The sequence below is a fragment of the Halanaerobium kushneri genome (assembly GCF_900156285.1).
Classification (GTDB): domain Bacteria; phylum Bacillota; class Halanaerobiia; order Halanaerobiales; family Halanaerobiaceae; genus Halanaerobium; species Halanaerobium kushneri.
The window spans coordinates 1-19,657 of record NZ_FTNC01000035.1; the positions used below are offsets into that span (position 1 = coordinate 1).

A 19,657-nucleotide genomic window follows, 5' to 3' on the forward strand; every position below is an offset into this window, starting at 1 on the left:
ATATTTTACAAAATAGCAGGTAATATCTGCGGCAGCGGCTGGTACAAACACATCCGCTTTGCCCCAAATAAACTGCTGGAAAAAACAATTAAATATCTTAGAAAAGCACTAACAGATTTTAGAAAGAAGGTGGTGCTAAATTAAAACCACCAGTACAGTTTAGACTAATTTTTTAAGCTATGAAAACCATAGTTTAGTTAAGTGCGTCTAAAATCTGGAAGCTGGACAATTTATTTAACTGGCTATTTAAATTGAGACTAAATATTTAATTTTAATAGATTGAAATTATTTTTTAACGGCAAAAATCTAAAAAGAACTATTTTAACTTTTTACTTGCCGAATTCAAGATTAAATCTCTTTTTGAAAAAATATCCCAATTTGGTTGAAGATCTAAAAAAAAGACATCAAATTTATAATAATAGTCTTGATTTAATAGAAAAAAAAGAAGAAAATAATCAATTTTTTGTTTTCAGGCCTGAAAAGATTGATATTGACCGTTTTAGCCGTGATAAAAAAGAACTGGAACAACTGTATAACTCAGGCTATAAGCTGGCAGAAAAAAGATCAGGCGAATTCAGCGAGTGGTTAAAAAATAATAAGGAGTAATTATGGATTTATCTTTTGATAGTTCAATCACAGCAAAAGTGGTTAAGGCAGTTGCAGAATTTGATCTTATTAGTGATGGAGATCGTCTTGCAATTGGTTTATCCGGTGGAAAAGATAGTACATTTATGCTAATGATTTTAAAAATTTTTAAGGAACATTTTAAGAAAGATTTTAAACTAAAAGCAGTACATGTAGATCCTGGATTTAAAGATTCTACAGCTGCAGAAATAAAAAAATTTTGTAATCAATTAAATATTGATTTAAAAATCATAGAAACAAAAATTGCTGATTATATTACTGAAGCAGATGCCGAAAATCCCTGTTCTAAGTGTGCTCATTTTAGAAAAGGGGCTATTATAAATTATCTTAATAAAAATGGTTTTAATAAACTGGCTTTTGGCCATCATTTAGATGATGCTGTAGAAACTTTTCTAATGAGTATTTTTTATTCAGGTCAATTAAAAACTCTGCAGCCCAAAAGATTTTTAAGTAATAGTGGTGTAGAAATAATTAGACCGCTGATTTATTTAAGAGAAAATATAATTATTAAAGAAATACAGAAAAGAAAGATTAAAATTAAAAAGAGCAGCTGTCCTTATGATGGTAATTCAGCCCGCTCTCAGGTCAGAAAAGATTTTGCAAACTATTTTAATGATCAGCAGTTGTTTTCTAATTTGATTTCAGCAATGAGGGATAGTGACAATCGAGAATTGTGGCCAGAAAAAGAAGAATTTCAACTTTTAAAAACAAAAATGAAAAAATACTGGCAATAAAAAGGTGGAAAGTAGTATGTCAGAAACGAATAGTGAAGAATTTATAATTCAAAAATTGCAATTTACTCAGAAAAGACTAAATTTAATTTATCAAAAATCTCCACTAGCATTTATTTCCTGGAATCGTGAAGGTGATATTATTGATTTAAACCAGGCAGCAGAAGAGCTCTTTGGTTGGGATCGATTTGAATTAGAAAACAGGGACTTTATTTCTACAATAATTGCAGAAGAAGATAGGGATGTCTGGCGTAACTGGAAAAATGATAAGCTTGATGACCTACCTCGTGATTTTGTGAGTCGGGGTTTAAAAAAAGATGGTTCTATAATTAACTGCAGCTGGAATAATGCTGTAATTAAAGAAAATGGAAGTGTAGAAGAAGTTATTTCGATAGCTAAAAATTTGAGCAATGATTTAGAACAGGAAATGGAAATGCTAAAACTGGTTAAGGCAATAAATGAAACTGATAACTGGGTTGTTATAACTGATAAATCTGGGATTATCGAGTATGCAAATACGACTGTTGAGGAAATAACAGGTTACAGCAAAGAAGAAGTTATTGGAAACAAACCTTCTTTATTTAAATCAGATAAACATAATAATAGATATTATAAAAAACTCTGGCAGACAATTAAATCCGGAGAAGTTTTTAATGATGTAATTATCAATCGAAAAAAAATGGGGATTATTTTTATTCAGAACAGACAATAACCCCCATCAAAGATCATAATAATGAGATTATAAATTATATTTCTGTTGGCAGAGATATAACTCAAAATGAAAAATTACGACGTAAAATTGAATATATTTCGAATTATGATATTTTAACTGGTTTGCCTAACCGAAGATCTATTAGAAATAAAATTGATAATTTAATTGAAATTAATTCTGATAAAAAGATTGCAGTTTTAGTAGTTAATATAAACAGGATTAAGTATTTAAATGATATCTATACTGATCCAGAAAATGATCGAAGTCTGATTAATCTGGTTGCCGAAAAAATAAATAATAAGGCAGCCAATAATCAAAGTTGTGTAAAAATTGATAGAGAAAATCATCTATCCTATCTTGGTGGAGATAATTTTGCTATGATAGTTGATAATCTTGATTCTATAAATCAGATTTATAGAGCAGCAGATAATTTGTTAACAACGTTTTCTGATACAATTGATTATAATTATGAACCCTTTATGCTGAATGCTAGAATAGGTATTTCAATTTATCCTGATGATTGTATTGATTCGCAGAGTTTATTGTCTAATGCAGAAATTGCTCTGATTAACATTAAGAAAAATGATTATGCTTTTTTTGATCAGAAAATGAATCAGGAAATTAAACAGTTTACAAAGATGGAAGCAAAACTTGATCAGGCTATAAAAAATGATGAATTTATAATTTATTATCAGCCTTATTATCGAGGGGTATCTAAAGAGCTCTATGGAATGGAAGCCTTAATTAGATGGCAGAATCCTACAAAAGGACTGATTTCTCCGGCGGAATTTATTCCGATTTTAGAGAATTCTCAGCTTATCAAGAAAGTAGGACTGATTGTAGTAAAAAAAGTGGTCAAAAGCATCAAAAATTGGTTGGATGCAGGCTATAAAGTAGTACCGGTTTCTATTAATTTATCTGCCAGACAGCTTGAAGATAATAATCATTTAAAGGATATTTATCAGATTATTGGAGAAAGTGGAATAGATAATTCTTTAATTAAATTTGAGATAACGGAATCAAGTGCTATGGATGATGTAAATTATAGCTTAAAAGTAATGAATAAAATGAAGGCAAAGGGTTTTTCTATTTCAATCGATGATTTTGGTACGGGTTATTCATCTTTTAGCTACCTTCAGAAATTTCCGATAGATTATCTTAAAATTGATATCTCATTTATAAGGAATATGACTTTAAGCAGTGATGGTAAAAATATTGTGGAATCAATAATCAATATTGCTCATCTCTTGAACTTAAAAACTATAGCTGAAGGAGTAGAAAAAGAAATTGAATTAAATGAACTTAATCAATTAGGTAATGATTTTATTCAGGGATATTATTTTAATCCGCCAATGCCAGCAAGGGAAATCGAAAAAATTTACAGTTGAAGATAGATATTTTAATAATTAATGACCGCTTCCGTAAAAAGAAGCGGTCATTTTCAATTAATTCTTAAGTTATATTAATTTAGCTTTTAAATAACATTTTCCGGTTTTTTACCGTAGAGTTTAACAATCAGGTAAAGTACAATAATTCCTACAGGTAAAAGATAAATGGCTGGAAAACCAAATCCTGCTGGTAAAAACCCAAAGACAGCAGCAATTAGGCCAACTGTTAAGGCATAGGGCATTTGAGTACTAACATGGTCCATATGATCAACAGCCGAAGCAGTTGAAGACATAATGGTTGTATCAGAAATTGGTGAACAGTGGTCTCCCATAACACTTGCTGTTAATACAGCCGCAATAGTTGGCAGCATTGGAATTCCAATAGAATTAGCAAGAGGAATAGCAAGCGGCATTACAATTGCAACAGTTCCCCAGGAACTCCCGATAGTAAAAGCAATAAAAGCAGAGAAAACAAAAATCATAGCGGGTACAATTTCAGGAATGATATTACCTTCTAAAATAGAAACAAGATAATTAGCAGTTCCTAGATCTTCAGTAATACTTCCAATTGACCAGGCTAAAACTAGAATTAGACAGGCAATAAACATTGATTTTGCTCCATCAATCCAACCATCTACTGTTTCACTTATATTAAGAATCCCTTTAGAAAATGATAATATACCGGCGATAAAACTCCCAGTAATAGCTGCCCAGAGGAGAACAATACTGGCATCGGCATTACCAAATGCATCCCTGACTGTAGTACCAGCTTCTAATCCTCCACCATTGTACCAGAGACCAACTAAAGTGACTACAATTACTCCGATAATAGGTAAAAAAGAATTGGTAAAAGTAAAACTTTCGCCTTCAGGCTGTTCAATCTCTTCCATTTCCTGAGAAACCATTGGTGTGGATCCTGGTCTTAAAGTTTCTCCAGTAGAACGGGCTCTTTTTTCGGCTTTTAACATGGGGCCAAAATCTTTACCAGTAAAAATAATAATTAAAGCAAAACCAAGGGCAAAAATACTATAAAAACGGTAAGGAATTGTCTGAACAAAAGTGCTGTAAGCATTCATTTCCAGACCTAAAGAATCAAAACCATCTCTAATTACTCCTACTTCAAAAGCAATCCAGGTTGAAATTGGAACAATACTCGAAACAGCAGCAGCAGTTAAATCAACAATAAAGGCCAATTTTTCTCTTGAGATTTTCATTTTATCAGTTATTGGACGCATTGTGTTTCCAACGATTAGGGTATTTGCATAATCATCAAAAAATATTAGTACTCCCATTACCCAGGCAGCAAGTTGAGTTTTAACAACAGAATTTGCCTTTTCTGCAACATACTCCCCAATAGCGATAATACCACCTGATTTATTAATAATACCAATCATGCCACCCATAGCCAGCAGAAATAAAATAATACCTGCATTCCAGGAATCAGCCAGTGAAGCTAAAATGTAATCATCCAGAGTATGCATAAAAGCAAAGATGAAATTATATCCATTTGTAATTAATGCACCTGCAAAAACACCTAAAAATAAGGATAATACAACCTGTTTGCTCCACCAGGCTAGAATTATTGCCATTAATGGCGGCAGTAAAGAAATAATACCATAACTTTCCATAAAAAAATCCTCCTAGTTTTATTTTATAAAAATTGAATAAGAGAAAAATATAAAAGCATAAAAAATACCCGGCGATATGCCGGGTTAATTGCAAAAATCGCCTCATCTTTTATCTGAGATAGCACAACATAGTAATTTTACTATGACAGTTCTGTACATCTTCTGTACAGCCCCAGTGGAATTTTGGAATCCTGAAAAAACCACTTCGGCAGAAAAACCTTTCCTTTTAGATAAACTGGATTCTGGTTAATTCTAAAATTACTAATTTTTTCTGCTCCTCTACCTCATCATTTGATGAGGTATTTATAGTGACTGGCTAAAGCCAATCACTTCTCAATATTCAATTTCATATAAATTATAACTTAGCCTACAATTTATGTCAAGAAATCTGCAGATTTTTTTGCATTAAGCAGGGGTTATAATATATAATAGATATGTTGACTTTTTTTGAGCTGAATTTAAAAAATGTTTTAGTAAATTGTGATTTTGTTCTTTATTAATATAAGATTAAATAAAAAAGGAAGGTCTATATGCGAAACAAAAAATTACAGAGATTTTATTCTCGTTTAATAGGTATAATATTTATTTTATTTGTTATTAGCCATTTTATTCCGATTCCTTACCAGGTTATGGAACCCGGGATTGCGGCTGAACTTTCACCAATGGTTAAGGTAAAAGATGGTTATAAAAACCAGGGTGATTTTTTATTGACAGCTGTAGGTAGCCGGAGAGCGGTAGCCTGGGATTATGTTTATATTTCTCTTTTCTCACCTGAAGATAAGGAGCTAACTGCAATTTCTGAGCAATTGCCGGAGAATATGGATATGAATGAATATATAGAATTGATGGCCGAACTAATGGAAGAAAGTAAACTTCAGGCTCAGGCTGTAGCCTTTACTCAGGCTGGCTATCAGGTTGAAGTTTCAGGTGAAGGGGCAGAAGTTGTAGAAGTCATGGAAGACGGAAGTGCCTATAACAACTTAAAAAAAGGTGATTTAATTACAGCTGTGGATGGAAAAAAAGTTGAAATGGCAGCAGATGCAGTTAATATTATAAAAAATAGAAATATTGGTGATGTTGTAGGGATTACAGTTCTTAGAGATGGAGAAAAATTGAATTTTAATTTAAAAACTTTAGAGCTGGAGGGTAATGAGGGCAATCCGTCTATTGGTGTTTTAATAAGTTCCAAAGGGCTAGATTATAATATTCCAGGTGAGGTTAAGTTTGAAACAGAAAATATTATAGGCCCCTCTGCCGGCAGTATGTTTAGTATGGAAATTTATAATCAATTGATACCTGAGGACATTACCGGTGGAAAAAGAATTGCTGGTACAGGAACAATTAATCTAGATGGAGAAATTGGTCGTATAGATGGAGTTAAATACAAAATTATGGCAGCCAAAGAAGCCGGGGTTGACCTCTTTGTTGTACCTGAAGAAAATTATGAAACAGCAGCTCAGTTTGCCGGGGACTTAAAATTATTAAAAGTTGAAACAATTAATGATATTATAAAATATCTTGAGTCGGACATTGAATCTTAAATATTATTTTGGATTCTGTCTTAGATTTTAATTAATTCTTGGTAAAAATCTCTATGGGCTTTACTGTGTTCAGGATTTTGATATAGTAGAGAATAAAGATCTGAAGCGAGCAGATCATAACTTAGTGAGAGTACAAGTGGGTCCTCACTATTTAAATCAGGCTGGTTAATTTTTGAGGCTGGATTAACAATAATTTCCAGCCCAGATTTTCTTTGCAGCTGAGAAAGTAGATATTCTTTGTCTTTGTTTATCCCCAGGACTCTTAAATAATGGGGAGCATTTTTTTCTGCCAGCTTTATTTTTTCAGCTGTAAGTTCAAAATATATTTGAAGCAGCTTTCTTTTGAGTCTGCTTTCTGTTAAGTTTTTTGTTTTTAAAGATTCTAAAAATCTATTAGCTTCAAAAGCTGCAGCAGCTTTGTCAATGATTCTATTTTCCAGACCATTTTTGATACCCTGATATTTTTTTAAATCATCAGCCTGAAGACGCCGCAATTGATCTGCTAATTTGCTGTAAATCTTGTTTAAAGAGTCATTTTTAACATATCTTCCCTGCTTGAGTTCTTTTCTTAAGATTTCCCAGGAAGATGCTGGCATTATTTTTTTAATAGCAGTCAGGGCCTCTGCTTGAGGTTTCGAATTAATTAAATTTCTGATTAAGGAAGCACTTGCATAATTTTTATTTATTTTCTGGCTGTGATAATCTGTGCCCACTCTTTTGATAGTGTGGGGCTTTATACTGGATTTTAAGCGGCTGAGTGATTTAAGATATTCAAGTCCAAGGATATTATTTGGAGCTTCCAATACTTTTTTTATACTATTTTTATCGAACTTTTTCAATTCTGGATAATATTGATAACTGGCAAGTAAAGCCTGACGCCTGGCAGTTGGAAAGTCAATACCATTTTTTAAATGCTTTTGTAGTACCTCTTTGAATTTAGAGTTTTCGTTTATTAAAGCATCAGCAATAGCGGCAAGTATTTTAATATCGCCAGATTCACTGCCGAAGACAATTGAATCTACAAGATTTGTTTTTTCTAAACTTAAAACAGAGTAATAAGCAAAATATTCAGCACTTCGAATATTATAGACTAAAGGTAGCTCCAGTACGAGATCAGCGCCACAACTTAGTGCCTGTCTTGCTCGGGCCCATTTATTTAAAAGGGCTGCTTCACCTCGCTGAGTATAGTTTCCACTCATAATTACAATTAAGTCAGTGTTTTTGGTTATTTTTTTGCTCTGGTTTAGATGATACTGATGGCCGTTGTGAAATGGATTATACTCTACAATTAAAGCAGTTACACTCATTAAAACACCTCATTTTTAAATTTAATTTAATTTATTAAACAGTATTACAAAATAAAAGTTTTACTTTTCGAACTTCTTTTAATAAAAGAGGATTTAATACTTTAATACAGTATTATATATATAATAGCAAATAAATATATAAAGAACAACTTACATATTATTAAAACCACGGGGGAGGATATTGAAATGGATGTACTTAGAAATTTTAAAGAAAGAGCAGCTTCTGATTTAAAAAAAATAGTTTTTGCTGAAGGTGATGATGAAAGAATTGTCAAAGCTGCAGCAGAGATAGAAGCTGAAAAAATTGCGGAGATTGTCATTTTGGGCAATCGAGAATCGATTCAAAATTCTGCAGAAGATTATGGAGTTGATCTGGATGGTGTTGAAATAATTGATCCTGAAGATTCAGATTACATAGTAGAATTTAGAGATGAGTTTTATGAACTTAGAAAACATAAAGGGATTACAAAAGAAGAAGCCGAAAAGGCAGTTAAAGATCCACTTTATTTCGGCACAATGATGATTTACACTGATAAAGCAGATGGAATGGTTGCTGGGGCTGCTAATGCAACTGGTAATGTTTTAAGACCTGCTTTTCAGATTGTAAAAACTGCACCGGGGATTTCTACAGTTTCCAGTGCAATTATTATGGTTTTAAAAGATAAATCGTTTGGAGAAGAAGGAGTTATGGTCTTCTCAGACTGTGCAGTAAATCCAGCTCCAAATTCAGAACAGCTGGCAGAAATTGCAATTACAACAGCAGATACTGCTCATCGATTATTAGATTTTGATCCTAAAGTTGCAATGCTTTCATTTTCAACAATGGGTAGTGCCAGGCATGAAAATGTGGAAAATGTTCAGCAGGCTGTAAAGGTTGCTCATCAAAATGCACCCCATTTAAAAATTGATGGAGAAATGCAGGCAGATGCGGCTTTAGTAGAAAGTGTTGGTAAAAGAAAGGCCCCAGATAGTGAAATAGCAGGGGAAGCAAATGTTTTAATCTTTCCTGATCTGCAGTCAGGTAACATAGGTTATAAGCTTGTACAGAGACTTGCAGGTGCAGATGCGGTTGGTCCAATTTTACAGGGGCTGGCTGCACCAATTAATGACTTATCTCGCGGCTGTTCAGTTGATGATGTTATTAATTTAACAGCAATTACAGCAGTGCAGGCTCAAAATAAATAAAATTTCTAGGAGGAAAAAAATGAAAATTCTTGTTATTAATAGTGGAAGTTCTTCTCTAAAGTATCAGTTATTTAATATGGAAACAGAAAGCGTGCTGGCCAAAGGTTTAATTCAGCGAATTGGTATTGAAGATTCATTTTTAGAATATGAAAATGGTGAAGGAGAAGAAATTGTAATCGAAAAAGACATTCCTACCCATAAAGTGGGAATTGAATTATTACTTGAAACCCTTTTATCTGATGATCACGGTGTTTTAGAGAGTATGGATGAGGTAGAGGCAGTTGGGCATCGTATAGTCCATGGTGGTGAGGCATTTGCTCATTCAACAATTATTGATGATGAGGCAATTAAAAACTTAGAAGATGTGGCTGATTTAGCACCTCTACACAATCCACCAAACATTATGGGGATTAAGGTTTGTAAGGAATTAATGCCTGATAAGCCACAGGTTGGAGTTTTTGATACAGCTTTTCATCAGAGTATGCCCGAAAAAGCCTACATTTATGCTCTTCCTTATGAGTATTATAAAAAGTATGGTGTTAGAAGATATGGCTTCCACGGTACTTCTCATGGCTATGTAGCTAAAAGAGCAGCTCAGATGATGGATAAACCTCTCTCTGAACTTAAAATTATAACCTGTCACTTAGGTAATGGAGCCAGTGTTGCAGCAGTTAAAAATGGTAAGTCTGTAGATACCAGTATGGGTTTAACTCCTCTTGAAGGCTTAGTAATGGGTACCCGCTGTGGAGATATTGATCCGGCGATAATTCCATTTATCATGGATAAAGAGGATATTTCTGCTTCAGAGATGGATGATATCTTGAACAAAGAAAGTGGGCTTTTAGGTGTATCTGGAGTTAGCAGTGATTCTCGTGATGTTGAAGATGCAGCAGCTGAAGGTAATCATCAGGCGGAAATTGCAATAGAACTATTTAATTACAGAGTTAAGAAATATATAGGAGCGTATACTGCAGCTATGGGCGGTGTTGATGCAATTGTCTTTACAGCTGGTATTGGTGAAAATTCTAAAGATACCAGAGCAGGAGTTTTAGAGGGTCTTGAATATTTAGGTGTAGAGGTAGATTATGAAGCAAATGACTGCCGTGGTAAGGAAGTATTTATTTCCACTGCTGATTCTAAAGTTAAGGCAATGGTTGTACCGACAAATGAGGAATTAGTCATTGCAAGAGATACAATGGAATTAGTAAATCAGTAAAAGTTAGTGTAGTTAGTGTAAAATTCTTCTTGACAGTTTAGGCTGCTTTTTATATAATAAAACGTGGCTATTTACAGGGGTGATCAATAAATTGTATATTAACCTCAGTGATTTAAAGGAAATTGGAGGTAGAAAACAGGTTTCGCTGGAGCTTGAATTTCATGATTTGGAATTTGTAAATCGTGAAATCGAAATTGAAAAACCAATTGAGCTTGAACTGGAGATTTTTAACACCACAGATTCTTTTGTAATAGAAGGCAAGTTAAAAGCTGAATTGATTTTAAGCTGCAGTCGCTGTCTGCAAAAATACAGTTCTCCAATAGAATTGAACATTTCCGAAGATGTTTTAAAAAGTGAAATGGAAGATGAGGAAGAACTTTATTTAGATGAAATAGTCGTGGATAATATAATTTTATCTTTACCCATGAAACCTCTCTGTTCTGATAGCTGTAAGGGAATCTGTCCTGAATGTGGTCAGAATTTAAATGAGGCAGAATGTGATTGTGAGATAGAAATACTGGATCCGCGTCTGGCAAAACTTAAAGACTTTTATAATGAAGATGAATAAATAAAGGAGGTGGATAGAATGGCTGTACCAAAGAAACGAACTTCTAAAACACGCAAGCGTAAAAGACGTACTCACAAGAAACTTAGCACTCCAAATTTAGTAGAATGTTCAAACTGCCATGAGAAGATTTTACCTCATCATGTATGCCCTGAATGTGGACATTATGATGGCAAAAAGGTGAGTGGAAATTAAAATATTTTAGCTAAACAGAGATCTCTTCAATAGAGATTCTCTGTTTTTTTCTTGCCTTAAACTTGCAATTGACCGACGGTTGAGATATAATGTTTTGCAAATGATACAGATATAAATTTCTTTTTTTGGAACCTGGGAGGCGGCCATATTGTATAGAATAGCTGTTGATGTAATGAGCGGTGAAAAAAACCCTGCGGAGTTGATTACAGGAGCTTTGCAAGCTTTAAAAGAAGAACCAGAAATAGAATTGACCCTGATTGGTGGATATGATATTATAAGCGAAGAGTTAGCAAAAACTGACTCTGATTCGAAAAGACTTAAAATAGAAAACGCAGATCAGATAATTAATATGGATGAGTCTCCAATTAAAGCTCTGCGAAAAAAGAAAAATGCTACAGTTAATGTTGGTGCTAAATTATTGAAAGAAAATAAAATAGATGCTTTTATATCTCCGGGTAATACGGGTTCGGTTATGGCAGCTGGTTTATTGCGGGTGGGCCGGATCAAAGGAGTTTCCAGACCACCGATTGCGATTCAGTTTCCTGCTGTTAATGGTAGTACTCTGGTTTTAGATAATGGAGCTAATACTGATTGTAGTCCGGAAAATCTTCGGCAGTTTGCATTAATGGGTCAGCTTTATGCAGAAAATGTAATGAAAGTTGAAAATCCCAGAGTGGCTCTTTTAAATATTGGTGAAGAAAAGAGCAAAGGAAATAATTTAAGTAAAGAAAGTTTTAAACTTTTAAACAGTGACACAAGAATTAAGAATTTTATCGGTAATGTTGAAGGTAGAGATATCTTTAGTGATAGTGTTGATGTGGTTGTGACTGATGGTTTTGTTGGTAATGTTGTTTTGAAAACGACTGAAGGCGCAGCTTCTTTTTTTCTGGATTTACTCAGGGAAAGTTTTCAGACTAACCTGAGATCAAAACTTGCTGCATTATTATTAAAACCATATTTAAAGAAAGTATTGAAAAAAATAGATTACAGACAGTATGGAGGAGCTCCTTTGCTGGGTGTTAAGGGAGTTGTTATCATTAGCCACGGCAGTTCCGATGGGACTGCTATTTATAATGCTGTTAAAACTGCTAAAAATACTGTTAAAGAAGATATAGTTTCGCTGATAAAAAGTGAGTTAGAAAAGAATGAGGAGTTGGAATAAATGGCATTGAAAACAGAACTTTGTGATTTATTAGAGATTGAAAAGCCAATTATTCAGGGAGGTATGGCCTGGGTTGCTACGGGTGAATTAGCTGCAGCTGTTTCCAGTGCAGGTGGCCTGGGAATAATTGGAGCAGGAAATGCTCCGGCCGATGTAATTGAAGAAGAGATTGAAAAGGTAAGAGAGCTAACAGATAAACCATTTGGTTTAAATATCATGTTACTTTCTCCTTTTGCAGATGACATAATAGAACTTGCAATTGAGAAAAAGGTTCCCGTAATTACCACAGGTGCAGGAAACCCTGGCAAACATGTAAAAAGATTTCAGGAAGTAGGTTCTAAAGTAATTCCTGTTGTACCATCGGTTGCCCTGGCCAGAAGAATGGAAAGACTTAAAGTAGATGCAGTTATTGTTGAAGGTACAGAGGCTGGAGGTCATATAGGTGAACTTACTACTATGGCTTTAGTCCCTCAGGTAGTGAATGCAGTTGAGATTCCGGTTATTGCCGCCGGGGGCGTTGGTGATGGTAGAGGGCTTGCTGCTGTGCTGGCTCTGGGAGCTAAGGGTGCTCAGATTGGGACCAGATTTGTCTGCTCTGAAGAGTGTACAGCCTCGGAAGAGTTTAAAAAAGCTATCGTTGGAGCTAGAGATCGAGATGCAGTTGTTACAGGCCGCAGTACAGGTCATCCAGTGAGAAACCTTAAAAATAAGCTAACTAAAGAGATTGATCGTCTGGAAAAAGAAGGTGCTGATCCCAAAAAAGTAGAAGAACTTGGTTCGGGTAAGCTTCGGGATGCTGTGATTGATGGTGATATTGATCAGGGTAGTGTAATGGCCGGACAGATTTCAGGTATGATTTCTGAGATAAAAAGTGTGAGAGAAATTATGGATGAGATTATTTTAGAAGCAGAAAACACTATTAAAAATAGTTACAAACTGTTGGAATAATATATATAATCATATTTAAATTTATTAATAGAAAAAAGAGGTGTCAAATTTGATGAACCTTAAAAATAAAAAAGTTTTAATTACAGGTAGTTCCAGAGGAATTGGAGCTGAAATAGCAAAAAAAATGGCTGCTTTGGGTGCGGAAGTTGTTATTAACTATGCCAATTCGCAGGCGAGAGCTGAAAGTGTTAAAAGCGAAATTGAAGCTGCGGGTGGTACAGCACATCTGATTCAGGCAGATGTTAGTGATTTTGAACAGGCGTCAGAATTAGTCAAAACAGCTTATAAAAAAATGGGTGGACTTAATGTTTTAGTTAATAATGCTGGAATTACAAAAGATAAGCTTATTTTAAGAATGAAAGAAGAAGACTGGGATCAGGTTTTGGATATTAACTTAAAGGGAGTATTTAACTGTACAAAAAACGCGGTTAGATATTTACTTAAAGCTGAAAATGGTAAGTTGATAAATCTTTCTTCTGTGGTCGGAGTTAATGGTAATGCAGGTCAGGCTAATTATTCAGCTGCCAAAGCAGGTATTATTGGTTTTACTAAAACAATGGCCAAAGAACTGGCTTCTAAAGGTGTATGTTCCAATGCAATTGCTCCTGGTTTTATAGATACAGAAATGACAGATGAATTGAAAGAGAGCATTAAAGAGGGAATTATTGAACAGGTTCCGCTGGCTCGTTTTGGTAAAGCAGAAGAAGTCGCAGATTTAGTATCGTTTCTAGCTTCAGACAGTGCAAATTACATAAATGGTGAAGTAATTAAAATCGATGGTGGCATGGGAGCTTAGCTGAAGACGAGTGCGACGGGCTCGATGCCCTAGTGCTGTGACGCACTCGATGTGCTAATGCAAATCTATCTATTCGATATAAAAAGAAAGATTTGTGAGTCGACCATGCGTTATAAAATGAAGACGAGTGCGACGGGCTCGATGCCCTAGTGCTGAGTCGACCATGCGTTATAAAATGAAGACTCAGTGAAAGGAGGTGAATGGAGTGGATAATATCTTAGAAAGAGTAATTGATATTGTAGCAGAAGAATTAGCAGTTGACAGAGATGAAGTTACTGAAGACTCTTCATTTATAGAAGATCTTGGAGCAGATTCTTTAGATGTGGTAGAATTAGTTATGGCATTTGAAGAAGAATTTGATGTAGAAATCCCTGACGAAGATGCAGAAGACATTCGCACAGTAGAGGATGCTGTGAGTTATTTAGAAGATATTCTTTAAGAGATAATTACGGATGAAGCTCCCTCTGTGGAGTTTTCATCCCTTTTATTTATTTTAATGGATGGTGATATATTAATGGGACAGCTGTTTAATCGTAGAAAAATTAAAGAATTTGAAAAAAGCCTTAAACTGGATTTTAATGATAAATTATTAATCCAGAGAGCTCTGACTCATAAATCTTATCCGAATGAGAACAGGCGTCTTAATATAAAAGACAATGAACGTTTAGAGTTTTTGGGAGATTCTGTTTTGAGTCTTTCCGTCAGCACCTATATTTTTAAAAAGTTTTCTGATCTACCAGAGGGAGAGCTGGCAAAGATGCGGGCGGTTATTGTAAGTGCTCCAATTTTAGCAGAAGTTGCCAAAAGGATTGAACTCGGACAGTTTCTTTTTCTCGGCAAAGGAGAGGAAATGACAGGAGGAAGAGAAAGAGATTCAATTTTAGCAGATACAATGGAAGCAATTTTTGGTGCTTTATATCTTGATCAGGGTTTTACAGTAGCGGCAGATTTTATACTGGAGCTTCTTAAAGTTGATATTGTAAATGTAGCAGAAGGTAATCATATTCAGGATTATAAAACTATGCTGCAGGAAGTAATTCAGGAAAATGGTAATCATCGACCGGAATATGAGGTTGTTGATGAGGAAGGCCCAGATCATAATAAAACATTTATTGTTGCTGTAAAATTAAATGATGATAATCTTGGTTCTGGCCAGGGATCAAGTAAAAAAGAGGCTGAACAGGAAGCAGCAAAAGTTGCTTTAAATAAATTAAATAAACTTGATTAGTTAAATGGGGGATATTTCTATGTATGCGATTAGAGCTGCAATCAGTGTAGATAAAAATACAGAAGAAGATATTTTAAAGGCAACTAAAGAAATGATGCAGAGCCTGATGCAGGAAAATGAACTTAAAAAAGAAGATTTAGTAAGTATTATAACAACAACTACTGATGATTTAACAAAAGTTTATCCTGGTAAAGCATTGAGAGAAATTGGCTATAATTTAACTCCTATTTTATGTATGCAGGAAATGAAGGTTGAAAATAGTAGTCAAAAAATGATAAGATTATTAGTGCATGTTGATGGCAGAAAAGATAAAAGTCAGGTAAAACATCAATATTTAAAAAAAGCTAAAAAACTTAGACCTGATTTAGTTGAATAAATCTAACTATAAAAGGTGTTGAGATCTTAATGGAAAATGTAGTAGCAATTGATGGACCGGGTGGGGCAGGTAAAAGTACAATTGCCAGATTGCTGGCCCAAAAATTAAATTATCTGCATCTTGATACTGGAGCCATGTACAGAGCTGTAACTCTGGCGGCCCTGCGGAAAAAAATTGATTTTAATAAACAGGATAAGTTAATAGAACTAGCTAAAAATACAGATATCAATTTTAATCAGAATGGTGATATATTTCTTAACGGAGAAAATATAAGTGAGGAAATAAGAACAGCTGCAGTTAATAAACATGTTTCTCAAACAGCTGCAGTTAAAGGTGTACGCGAAGTTTTAGTAAAAAAACAGCAGCTGCTGGCTCAGAATAACAAAGTTGTTATGGATGGACGTGATATTACAACAGTTGTTTTGCCTGAGGCTGAACATAAATTCTTTTTAACTGCTTCTTTAGAAGAGAGAGCTCGAAGACGTTATCAGGAAGTTAAGTCAAAAAATAAAGATATTACTCTTGAAAAAATCAAAAAAAGTATTGCTCGTAGAGATAAAATGGATAGTGAGAGGGAACATTCCCCGTTAAAAAAAGCTGATGATGCTATTTTAGTTGATACAACGAATTTAACTATTGAAGAGGTTCTTGACAGAATGATAGCAATTATTAAGGGTGAATCTCAGTGAAAAAAATCATCTATCAGATTATTAGATTACTGCTTTTAGCTATTTTTAGAATATTTTTTAGGATTAAAATTAGAGGAAAAGAGAATCTTCCTGAGCAGGGGGGAGTTATTGTAATGTCAAATCATATCAGTGCCTATGATCCTCCTCTGCTGGCAGCTATTTTTTCAAGACCGGTAAGATTTATGGCTAAAAAGGAATTGTTTGAGAATCCTTTGTTAAGATTTGTGCTGTTTTTAGCTGACGCTTTTCCGGTTGATCGCAGTAAAAATGATATTTCTGCAGTTAAAAAAGCACTTTCTGTATTAAAAAGTGGCGAAGTTCTTGGGCTTTTTCCTGAGGGTACTCGCAGACCAGAGGGTAAACTTGGTAATCCCAAAACAGGTTCTGTAATGCTGGCAATTAAAAGTGGAGTTCCTGTTTTACCTGTGGGAATAAAAAATATAAAAAAAGCTGGTAGAATTACAGTAAATATTGGCAAACCTTTTGCTTTAGATCAATTTGCTAATAAACGTTTAACTAAAGAAGAGCGAAAAGAGGCCGCTCAATTTATAAAAACTAAGATTCAAAATGAAATTAATTATGAGGAATAATTACTAATAAACTTTATTTTTAAATCTTTTTAGAATTTTTTTGGATTTAAAGAAGGATTTTTGACTTTGATAGAGAAAAAAGTCTAAGAGGTACCCTGTTTATTTTTGGGAGGGTACACTGTTATTTGTTGGTGTTGTGCTGGAAGGAGGTGAAGGTTCTGGAGGTTATTACAGCAGAAGAGGCTGGATTTTGTTTTGGTGTGGAAAGAGCTATTGATATGGTTCTGAAAGCTGCCGGTGAAAATGAGGACTTAAATGTTTATACACTGGGACCACTAATTCATAATCCACAGGTTGTTAAGAAATTGGAAGAGAAGAATGTTAAAGTTGCCTCTTCACTTGCCGAAATAGATTCTGGAATAGTTATTATCCGTTCACATGGAGTAGCACCAGAAATTATTGAAAAGGCAAGAGAAAAAAATCTTAAGATTATAGATGCCACCTGTCCCTATGTTAAAAATGCTCAAAAATATGCCAGTCAGCTGGTTGATGAAGGTTATCAAACTTTTATTTATGGTGATGAAGATCATCCTGAAGTTCAGGGTATTTATGGGGCAAGTGAAAAAAAGGCAATAATAATCAGAGAAAAGCAGGATTTAAATTCTGTTGAGCTTAAAGCTAGAGTTGGTTTTGTAGCTCAAACAACAAAATCTCCTGAGTCTTTTCGGGATATTATTAATTTAGTTATCACAGAAGTTAAAGAATTAAAAGTTTTTAACACTATTTGTAATACTACAGATGTACGTCAGTCTTCAGCCAGAAAATTAGCTGAGGATGTAGATATCATGTTTGTAATAGGGGGCCATAATAGTGCTAATACTACCAGGCTGGCAGAAATTTGTGCAGCCACAAACACCCCTACTTATCATATAGAAACAGCCGCTGAAATCAAAAAAGAGTGGCTGTCTGGAAAAAATAAAGTTGGAATTACAGCTGGAGCATCGACTCCAGACTGGTTAATAAGGGAGGTTGTTCAGTTAATGAACGAAGAAAACAAAGATGTAAATGTTGAGTCAAATGAGAATGTAGAGGAGAAAGAAGAGCAGGTTGTAGAGGAGGTAGAAGAGACAGTAGAAGTGACTGAAGAAACTACAGAGGAAAAAGAGGCTGATCAGACTGAGGAAGCTGAAGAATCTGTGGAAACAGAAGCAGAGGAAGAAGTTGAAACTCAAGAAGAAGCCGAATTTAAATATAGCGATAATGATATTGCTGATTTAAGAAAAGGTCAAAAAGTTACTGGTACTGTTGTTGAAATTAATGACAATGGTGTATATGTAGATGTTAATTACAAAACAGATGGATTTATTCCATTACGCCATTTAAGTCATCGTCCTGTTGAAGATGCTCATGATATAGTGAGTATGGACGAAGAAATTGAAGTTGTTATTTTAACTTTAGAAGATGATGAAGGTAATATGATTTTATCTAAGAAACAGGCAGATTATGAAAAAGCCTGGGAAAAGATTGAAGAAGCTTATGAAAATGATGAAATCATTGAAGCTGAAGTTACTAAAGAAGTTAAAGGTGGTTTAGTTGTAGATGTAGGAGTTAGAGGATTTATCCCTGCTTCTCATGTAGCAATTGGTTATGTTGATGAATTAAGTGATTATGTTGGAGAAACATTACGCTTAAAAGTAATCGAAGTGGAGAGAGATAACAATAATGTTGTTCTTTCTGCTAAAAAAGTTCTGGAAAAAGAAAGAGCTGCCAAAAAAGAAGAAACTCTGGCCAATTTAGAAGAAGGTCAAACTGTAGAAGGTACTGTAACCAAATTAGTTGATTTTGGTGCTTTTATTGACCTGGGTGGTATTGAAGGTTTACTTCATATTTCTGAAATGTCCTGGGGAAGAATTGAGAGTCCATCTGAAGTTCTTTCTGAAGGTGAAGAGGTTGAAGTTAAAGTTCTTGGCGTAAATAAGGAAGAAGAAAGAATTTCTCTTGGCTTAAAGCAGTTACTTCCTGATCCATGGGAAGAATTTGCTGAAAAGCATTATGAAGGAGAAGTTGTTGAAGGAAAAATAACTAAACTTGTTGATTTTGGTGCCTTTATGGAAGTTGAAAAAGGTATTGAAGGATTAATTCATATTTCTCAATTATCACACAAACATGTTAAGACTGCTGACGAAGTAGTTAATGTAGGTGATGTAAGAGAAGCTAAAATCATCAATATTGATGCTGAACAGGAAAGAGTAGGTTTAAGCTTGAAAGAATTGGAAGAAAAGCCTGAGCCTAAAAAAGAATCCAGCAGTTCTAAGAGTTCAAGCAGTAGTAGTAAATCACAAAGTAAAAAAGAAGAAGATAGTTCATCTTCAGGAGGAGCTACTATCAGAGAAATTGTTGGAGATATTTTTGACCAGGGTGAATAATTAAAAAAGCACCCGCTGTCCATTTTTATTATGGGCGGCGGGTTTTTTTATTATATAGGAAATTATGCTTTTGCAGGAATGTGGATAACTTTGTAGAAGGATAAAAATATTATGAGCCCAAAACAAAGAAGAAATCATATTAAAGTTAAAACAATATTGAATGATCACTGGGAAGAGTTTAAGATAGAACATCTTCCAGGTAGAGTGCCTGCTGATATGTTAAATCATGTAATTGACCAGGTAGAAAAATCAATGGAATGTGGTAAACCAGAAAATGGTTATGCTAAATATAAATGCCTGGACTGTGGTGAAGAGCATATTGTCAGCTTCAGCTGTAAAAGTAGGTTCTGCTCCAGATGTGGTAAAGTCTATGTAGATAAATGGGTAGA

The 19,657-nt window shown here is 34.3% G+C and carries 21 protein-coding genes and 1 riboswitch; of the genes, 19 read left to right on the forward strand and 2 right to left on the reverse strand.

Going from position 1 to position 19,657, the window contains the following annotated elements; all coding sequences use genetic code 11:
• The first annotated feature begins 360 nt into the window (after positions 1 to 360).
• From BW929_RS14055 to BW929_RS15515, 4 genes are all read left to right on the forward strand, one after another.
• The gene (locus tag BW929_RS14055; protein ID WP_143414056.1) at positions 361 to 606 is read left to right on the forward strand and encodes a DUF6363 domain-containing protein; all 246 of its coding nucleotides are present in this window, start codon (positions 361 to 363) and stop codon (positions 604 to 606) included.
• A 2-nt stretch (positions 607 to 608) separates the two neighbouring features.
• Entirely contained in the window at positions 609 to 1,379 is a 771-nt protein-coding gene (locus BW929_RS14060) for a tRNA 2-thiocytidine biosynthesis TtcA family protein (protein ID WP_076546115.1), read from the forward strand.
• Between the two features lie 16 nt (positions 1,380 to 1,395).
• The gene (locus tag BW929_RS15510; RefSeq protein ID WP_234978116.1) at positions 1,396 to 2,088 is read left to right on the forward strand and encodes a PAS domain-containing protein; all 693 of its coding nucleotides are present in this window, start codon (positions 1,396 to 1,398) and stop codon (positions 2,086 to 2,088) included.
• A 122-nt stretch (positions 2,089 to 2,210) separates the two neighbouring features.
• On the forward strand, positions 2,211 to 3,476 hold the full coding sequence (locus BW929_RS15515) for a putative bifunctional diguanylate cyclase/phosphodiesterase (RefSeq protein ID WP_234978117.1): 1,266 nt from the start codon (positions 2,211 to 2,213) through the stop codon (positions 3,474 to 3,476).
• A gap of 86 nt (positions 3,477 to 3,562) precedes the next feature.
• Here the strand turns inward: BW929_RS15515 and BW929_RS14070 are convergent, their stop codons facing one another.
• A complete protein-coding gene (locus BW929_RS14070) occupies positions 3,563 to 5,104 on the reverse strand; it encodes a Na+/H+ antiporter NhaC family protein (RefSeq protein WP_076546116.1) in 1,542 nt (513 codons plus the stop codon).
• A gap of 111 nt (positions 5,105 to 5,215) precedes the next feature.
• Positions 5,216 to 5,394, reverse strand: a riboswitch (Lysine riboswitch).
• A gap of 240 nt (positions 5,395 to 5,634) precedes the next feature.
• Here BW929_RS14070 and BW929_RS14075 point away from each other — a divergent pair.
• Positions 5,635 to 6,645: a YlbL family protein gene (locus tag BW929_RS14075; RefSeq protein WP_076546117.1), complete on the forward strand. Its 1,011-nt coding sequence runs from the start codon at positions 5,635 to 5,637 to the stop codon at positions 6,643 to 6,645.
• Positions 6,646 to 6,665: 20 nt separating this feature from the next.
• Here BW929_RS14075 and BW929_RS14080 read toward each other — a convergent pair whose 3' ends face one another.
• The gene (locus BW929_RS14080) at positions 6,666 to 7,952 is read right to left on the reverse strand and encodes a nucleotidyltransferase (protein ID WP_076546118.1); all 1,287 of its coding nucleotides are present in this window, start codon (positions 7,950 to 7,952) and stop codon (positions 6,666 to 6,668) included.
• Between the two features lie 186 nt (positions 7,953 to 8,138).
• On the opposite strand from BW929_RS14080, the gene pta reads away from it, so the two are divergent.
• The 14 genes from pta to BW929_RS14150 all read left to right on the forward strand — a co-directional run.
• Entirely contained in the window at positions 8,139 to 9,137 is a 999-nt protein-coding gene (gene pta / locus BW929_RS14085) for a phosphate acetyltransferase (RefSeq protein WP_076546119.1), read from the forward strand.
• Positions 9,138 to 9,156: 19 nt separating this feature from the next.
• On the forward strand, positions 9,157 to 10,353 hold the full coding sequence (locus BW929_RS14090; RefSeq protein WP_076546120.1) for an acetate/propionate family kinase: 1,197 nt from the start codon (positions 9,157 to 9,159) through the stop codon (positions 10,351 to 10,353).
• 91 nt (positions 10,354 to 10,444) lie between these two features.
• Positions 10,445 to 10,921 (forward strand): YceD family protein, encoded by a 477-nt coding sequence (locus BW929_RS14095; RefSeq protein WP_076546121.1) that lies wholly within the window; start codon positions 10,445 to 10,447, stop codon positions 10,919 to 10,921.
• Positions 10,922 to 10,939: 18 nt separating this feature from the next.
• Entirely contained in the window at positions 10,940 to 11,113 is a 174-nt protein-coding gene (gene rpmF, locus BW929_RS14100; protein ID WP_076546122.1) for a 50S ribosomal protein L32, read from the forward strand.
• Between the two features lie 148 nt (positions 11,114 to 11,261).
• Positions 11,262 to 12,275, forward strand: coding sequence for a phosphate acyltransferase PlsX (plsX, locus tag BW929_RS14105; protein ID WP_076546123.1), 1,014 nt, complete (start codon positions 11,262 to 11,264; stop codon positions 12,273 to 12,275).
• Positions 12,276 to 13,223 (forward strand): enoyl-[acyl-carrier-protein] reductase FabK, encoded by a 948-nt coding sequence (gene fabK, locus BW929_RS14110; protein ID WP_076546124.1) that lies wholly within the window; start codon positions 12,276 to 12,278, stop codon positions 13,221 to 13,223.
• Between the two features lie 52 nt (positions 13,224 to 13,275).
• On the forward strand, positions 13,276 to 14,019 hold the full coding sequence (fabG, locus tag BW929_RS14115) for a 3-oxoacyl-[acyl-carrier-protein] reductase (protein WP_076546125.1): 744 nt from the start codon (positions 13,276 to 13,278) through the stop codon (positions 14,017 to 14,019).
• Between the two features lie 205 nt (positions 14,020 to 14,224).
• Positions 14,225 to 14,458, forward strand: a complete 234-nt coding sequence (locus BW929_RS14120; RefSeq protein ID WP_076546126.1) for an acyl carrier protein — start codon at positions 14,225 to 14,227, stop codon at positions 14,456 to 14,458.
• 75 nt (positions 14,459 to 14,533) lie between these two features.
• A complete protein-coding gene (gene rnc, locus BW929_RS14125) occupies positions 14,534 to 15,247 on the forward strand; it encodes a ribonuclease III (protein ID WP_076546128.1) in 714 nt (237 codons plus the stop codon).
• Between the two features lie 19 nt (positions 15,248 to 15,266).
• A complete protein-coding gene (gene aroH, locus BW929_RS14130) occupies positions 15,267 to 15,623 on the forward strand; it encodes a chorismate mutase (RefSeq protein WP_084566231.1) in 357 nt (118 codons plus the stop codon).
• 29 nt (positions 15,624 to 15,652) lie between these two features.
• Positions 15,653 to 16,312: a (d)CMP kinase gene (cmk, locus tag BW929_RS14135; protein ID WP_076546127.1), complete on the forward strand. Its 660-nt coding sequence runs from the start codon at positions 15,653 to 15,655 to the stop codon at positions 16,310 to 16,312.
• The gene (locus BW929_RS14140) at positions 16,309 to 16,902 is read left to right on the forward strand and encodes a lysophospholipid acyltransferase family protein (protein WP_084566232.1); all 594 of its coding nucleotides are present in this window, start codon (positions 16,309 to 16,311) and stop codon (positions 16,900 to 16,902) included. Before cmk ends, BW929_RS14140 begins: the two co-directional genes overlap by 4 nt.
• Positions 16,903 to 17,051: 149 nt before the next feature.
• On the forward strand, positions 17,052 to 19,268 hold the full coding sequence (locus BW929_RS14145; protein ID WP_076546131.1) for a bifunctional 4-hydroxy-3-methylbut-2-enyl diphosphate reductase/30S ribosomal protein S1: 2,217 nt from the start codon (positions 17,052 to 17,054) through the stop codon (positions 19,266 to 19,268).
• A gap of 111 nt (positions 19,269 to 19,379) precedes the next feature.
• Positions 19,380 to 19,657, forward strand: a 278-nt coding sequence (locus BW929_RS14150; RefSeq protein ID WP_200805226.1) for a transposase zinc-binding domain-containing protein, incomplete at its 3' end; no start/stop codon positions are given.

Bases quoted from the DNA above. Each gene is read 5' to 3' on its own strand.
- BW929_RS14070 (WP_076546116.1), bottom strand. From the start codon at position 5,104: ATGGAAAGTTATGGTATTATTTCTTTACTGCCGCCATTAATGGCAATA.
- aroH (WP_084566231.1), top strand. From the start codon at position 15,267: ATGTATGCGATTAGAGCTGCAATCAGTGTAGATAAAAATACAGAAGAA.
- BW929_RS14080 (WP_076546118.1), bottom strand. From the start codon at position 7,952: ATGAGTGTAACTGCTTTAATTGTAGAGTATAATCCATTTCACAACGGC.
- BW929_RS14060 (WP_076546115.1), top strand. From the start codon at position 609: ATGGATTTATCTTTTGATAGTTCAATCACAGCAAAAGTGGTTAAGGCA.
- BW929_RS14090 (WP_076546120.1), top strand. From the start codon at position 9,157: ATGAAAATTCTTGTTATTAATAGTGGAAGTTCTTCTCTAAAGTATCAG.
- BW929_RS14075 (WP_076546117.1), top strand. From the start codon at position 5,635: ATGCGAAACAAAAAATTACAGAGATTTTATTCTCGTTTAATAGGTATA.
- rnc (WP_076546128.1), top strand. From the start codon at position 14,534: ATGGGACAGCTGTTTAATCGTAGAAAAATTAAAGAATTTGAAAAAAGC.
- fabG (WP_076546125.1), top strand. From the start codon at position 13,276: ATGAACCTTAAAAATAAAAAAGTTTTAATTACAGGTAGTTCCAGAGGA.
- BW929_RS15510 (WP_234978116.1), top strand. From the start codon at position 1,396: ATGTCAGAAACGAATAGTGAAGAATTTATAATTCAAAAATTGCAATTT.
- pta (WP_076546119.1), top strand. From the start codon at position 8,139: ATGGATGTACTTAGAAATTTTAAAGAAAGAGCAGCTTCTGATTTAAAA.
- fabK (WP_076546124.1), top strand. From the start codon at position 12,276: ATGGCATTGAAAACAGAACTTTGTGATTTATTAGAGATTGAAAAGCCA.
- cmk (WP_076546127.1), top strand. From the start codon at position 15,653: ATGGAAAATGTAGTAGCAATTGATGGACCGGGTGGGGCAGGTAAAAGT.
- rpmF (WP_076546122.1), top strand. From the start codon at position 10,940: ATGGCTGTACCAAAGAAACGAACTTCTAAAACACGCAAGCGTAAAAGA.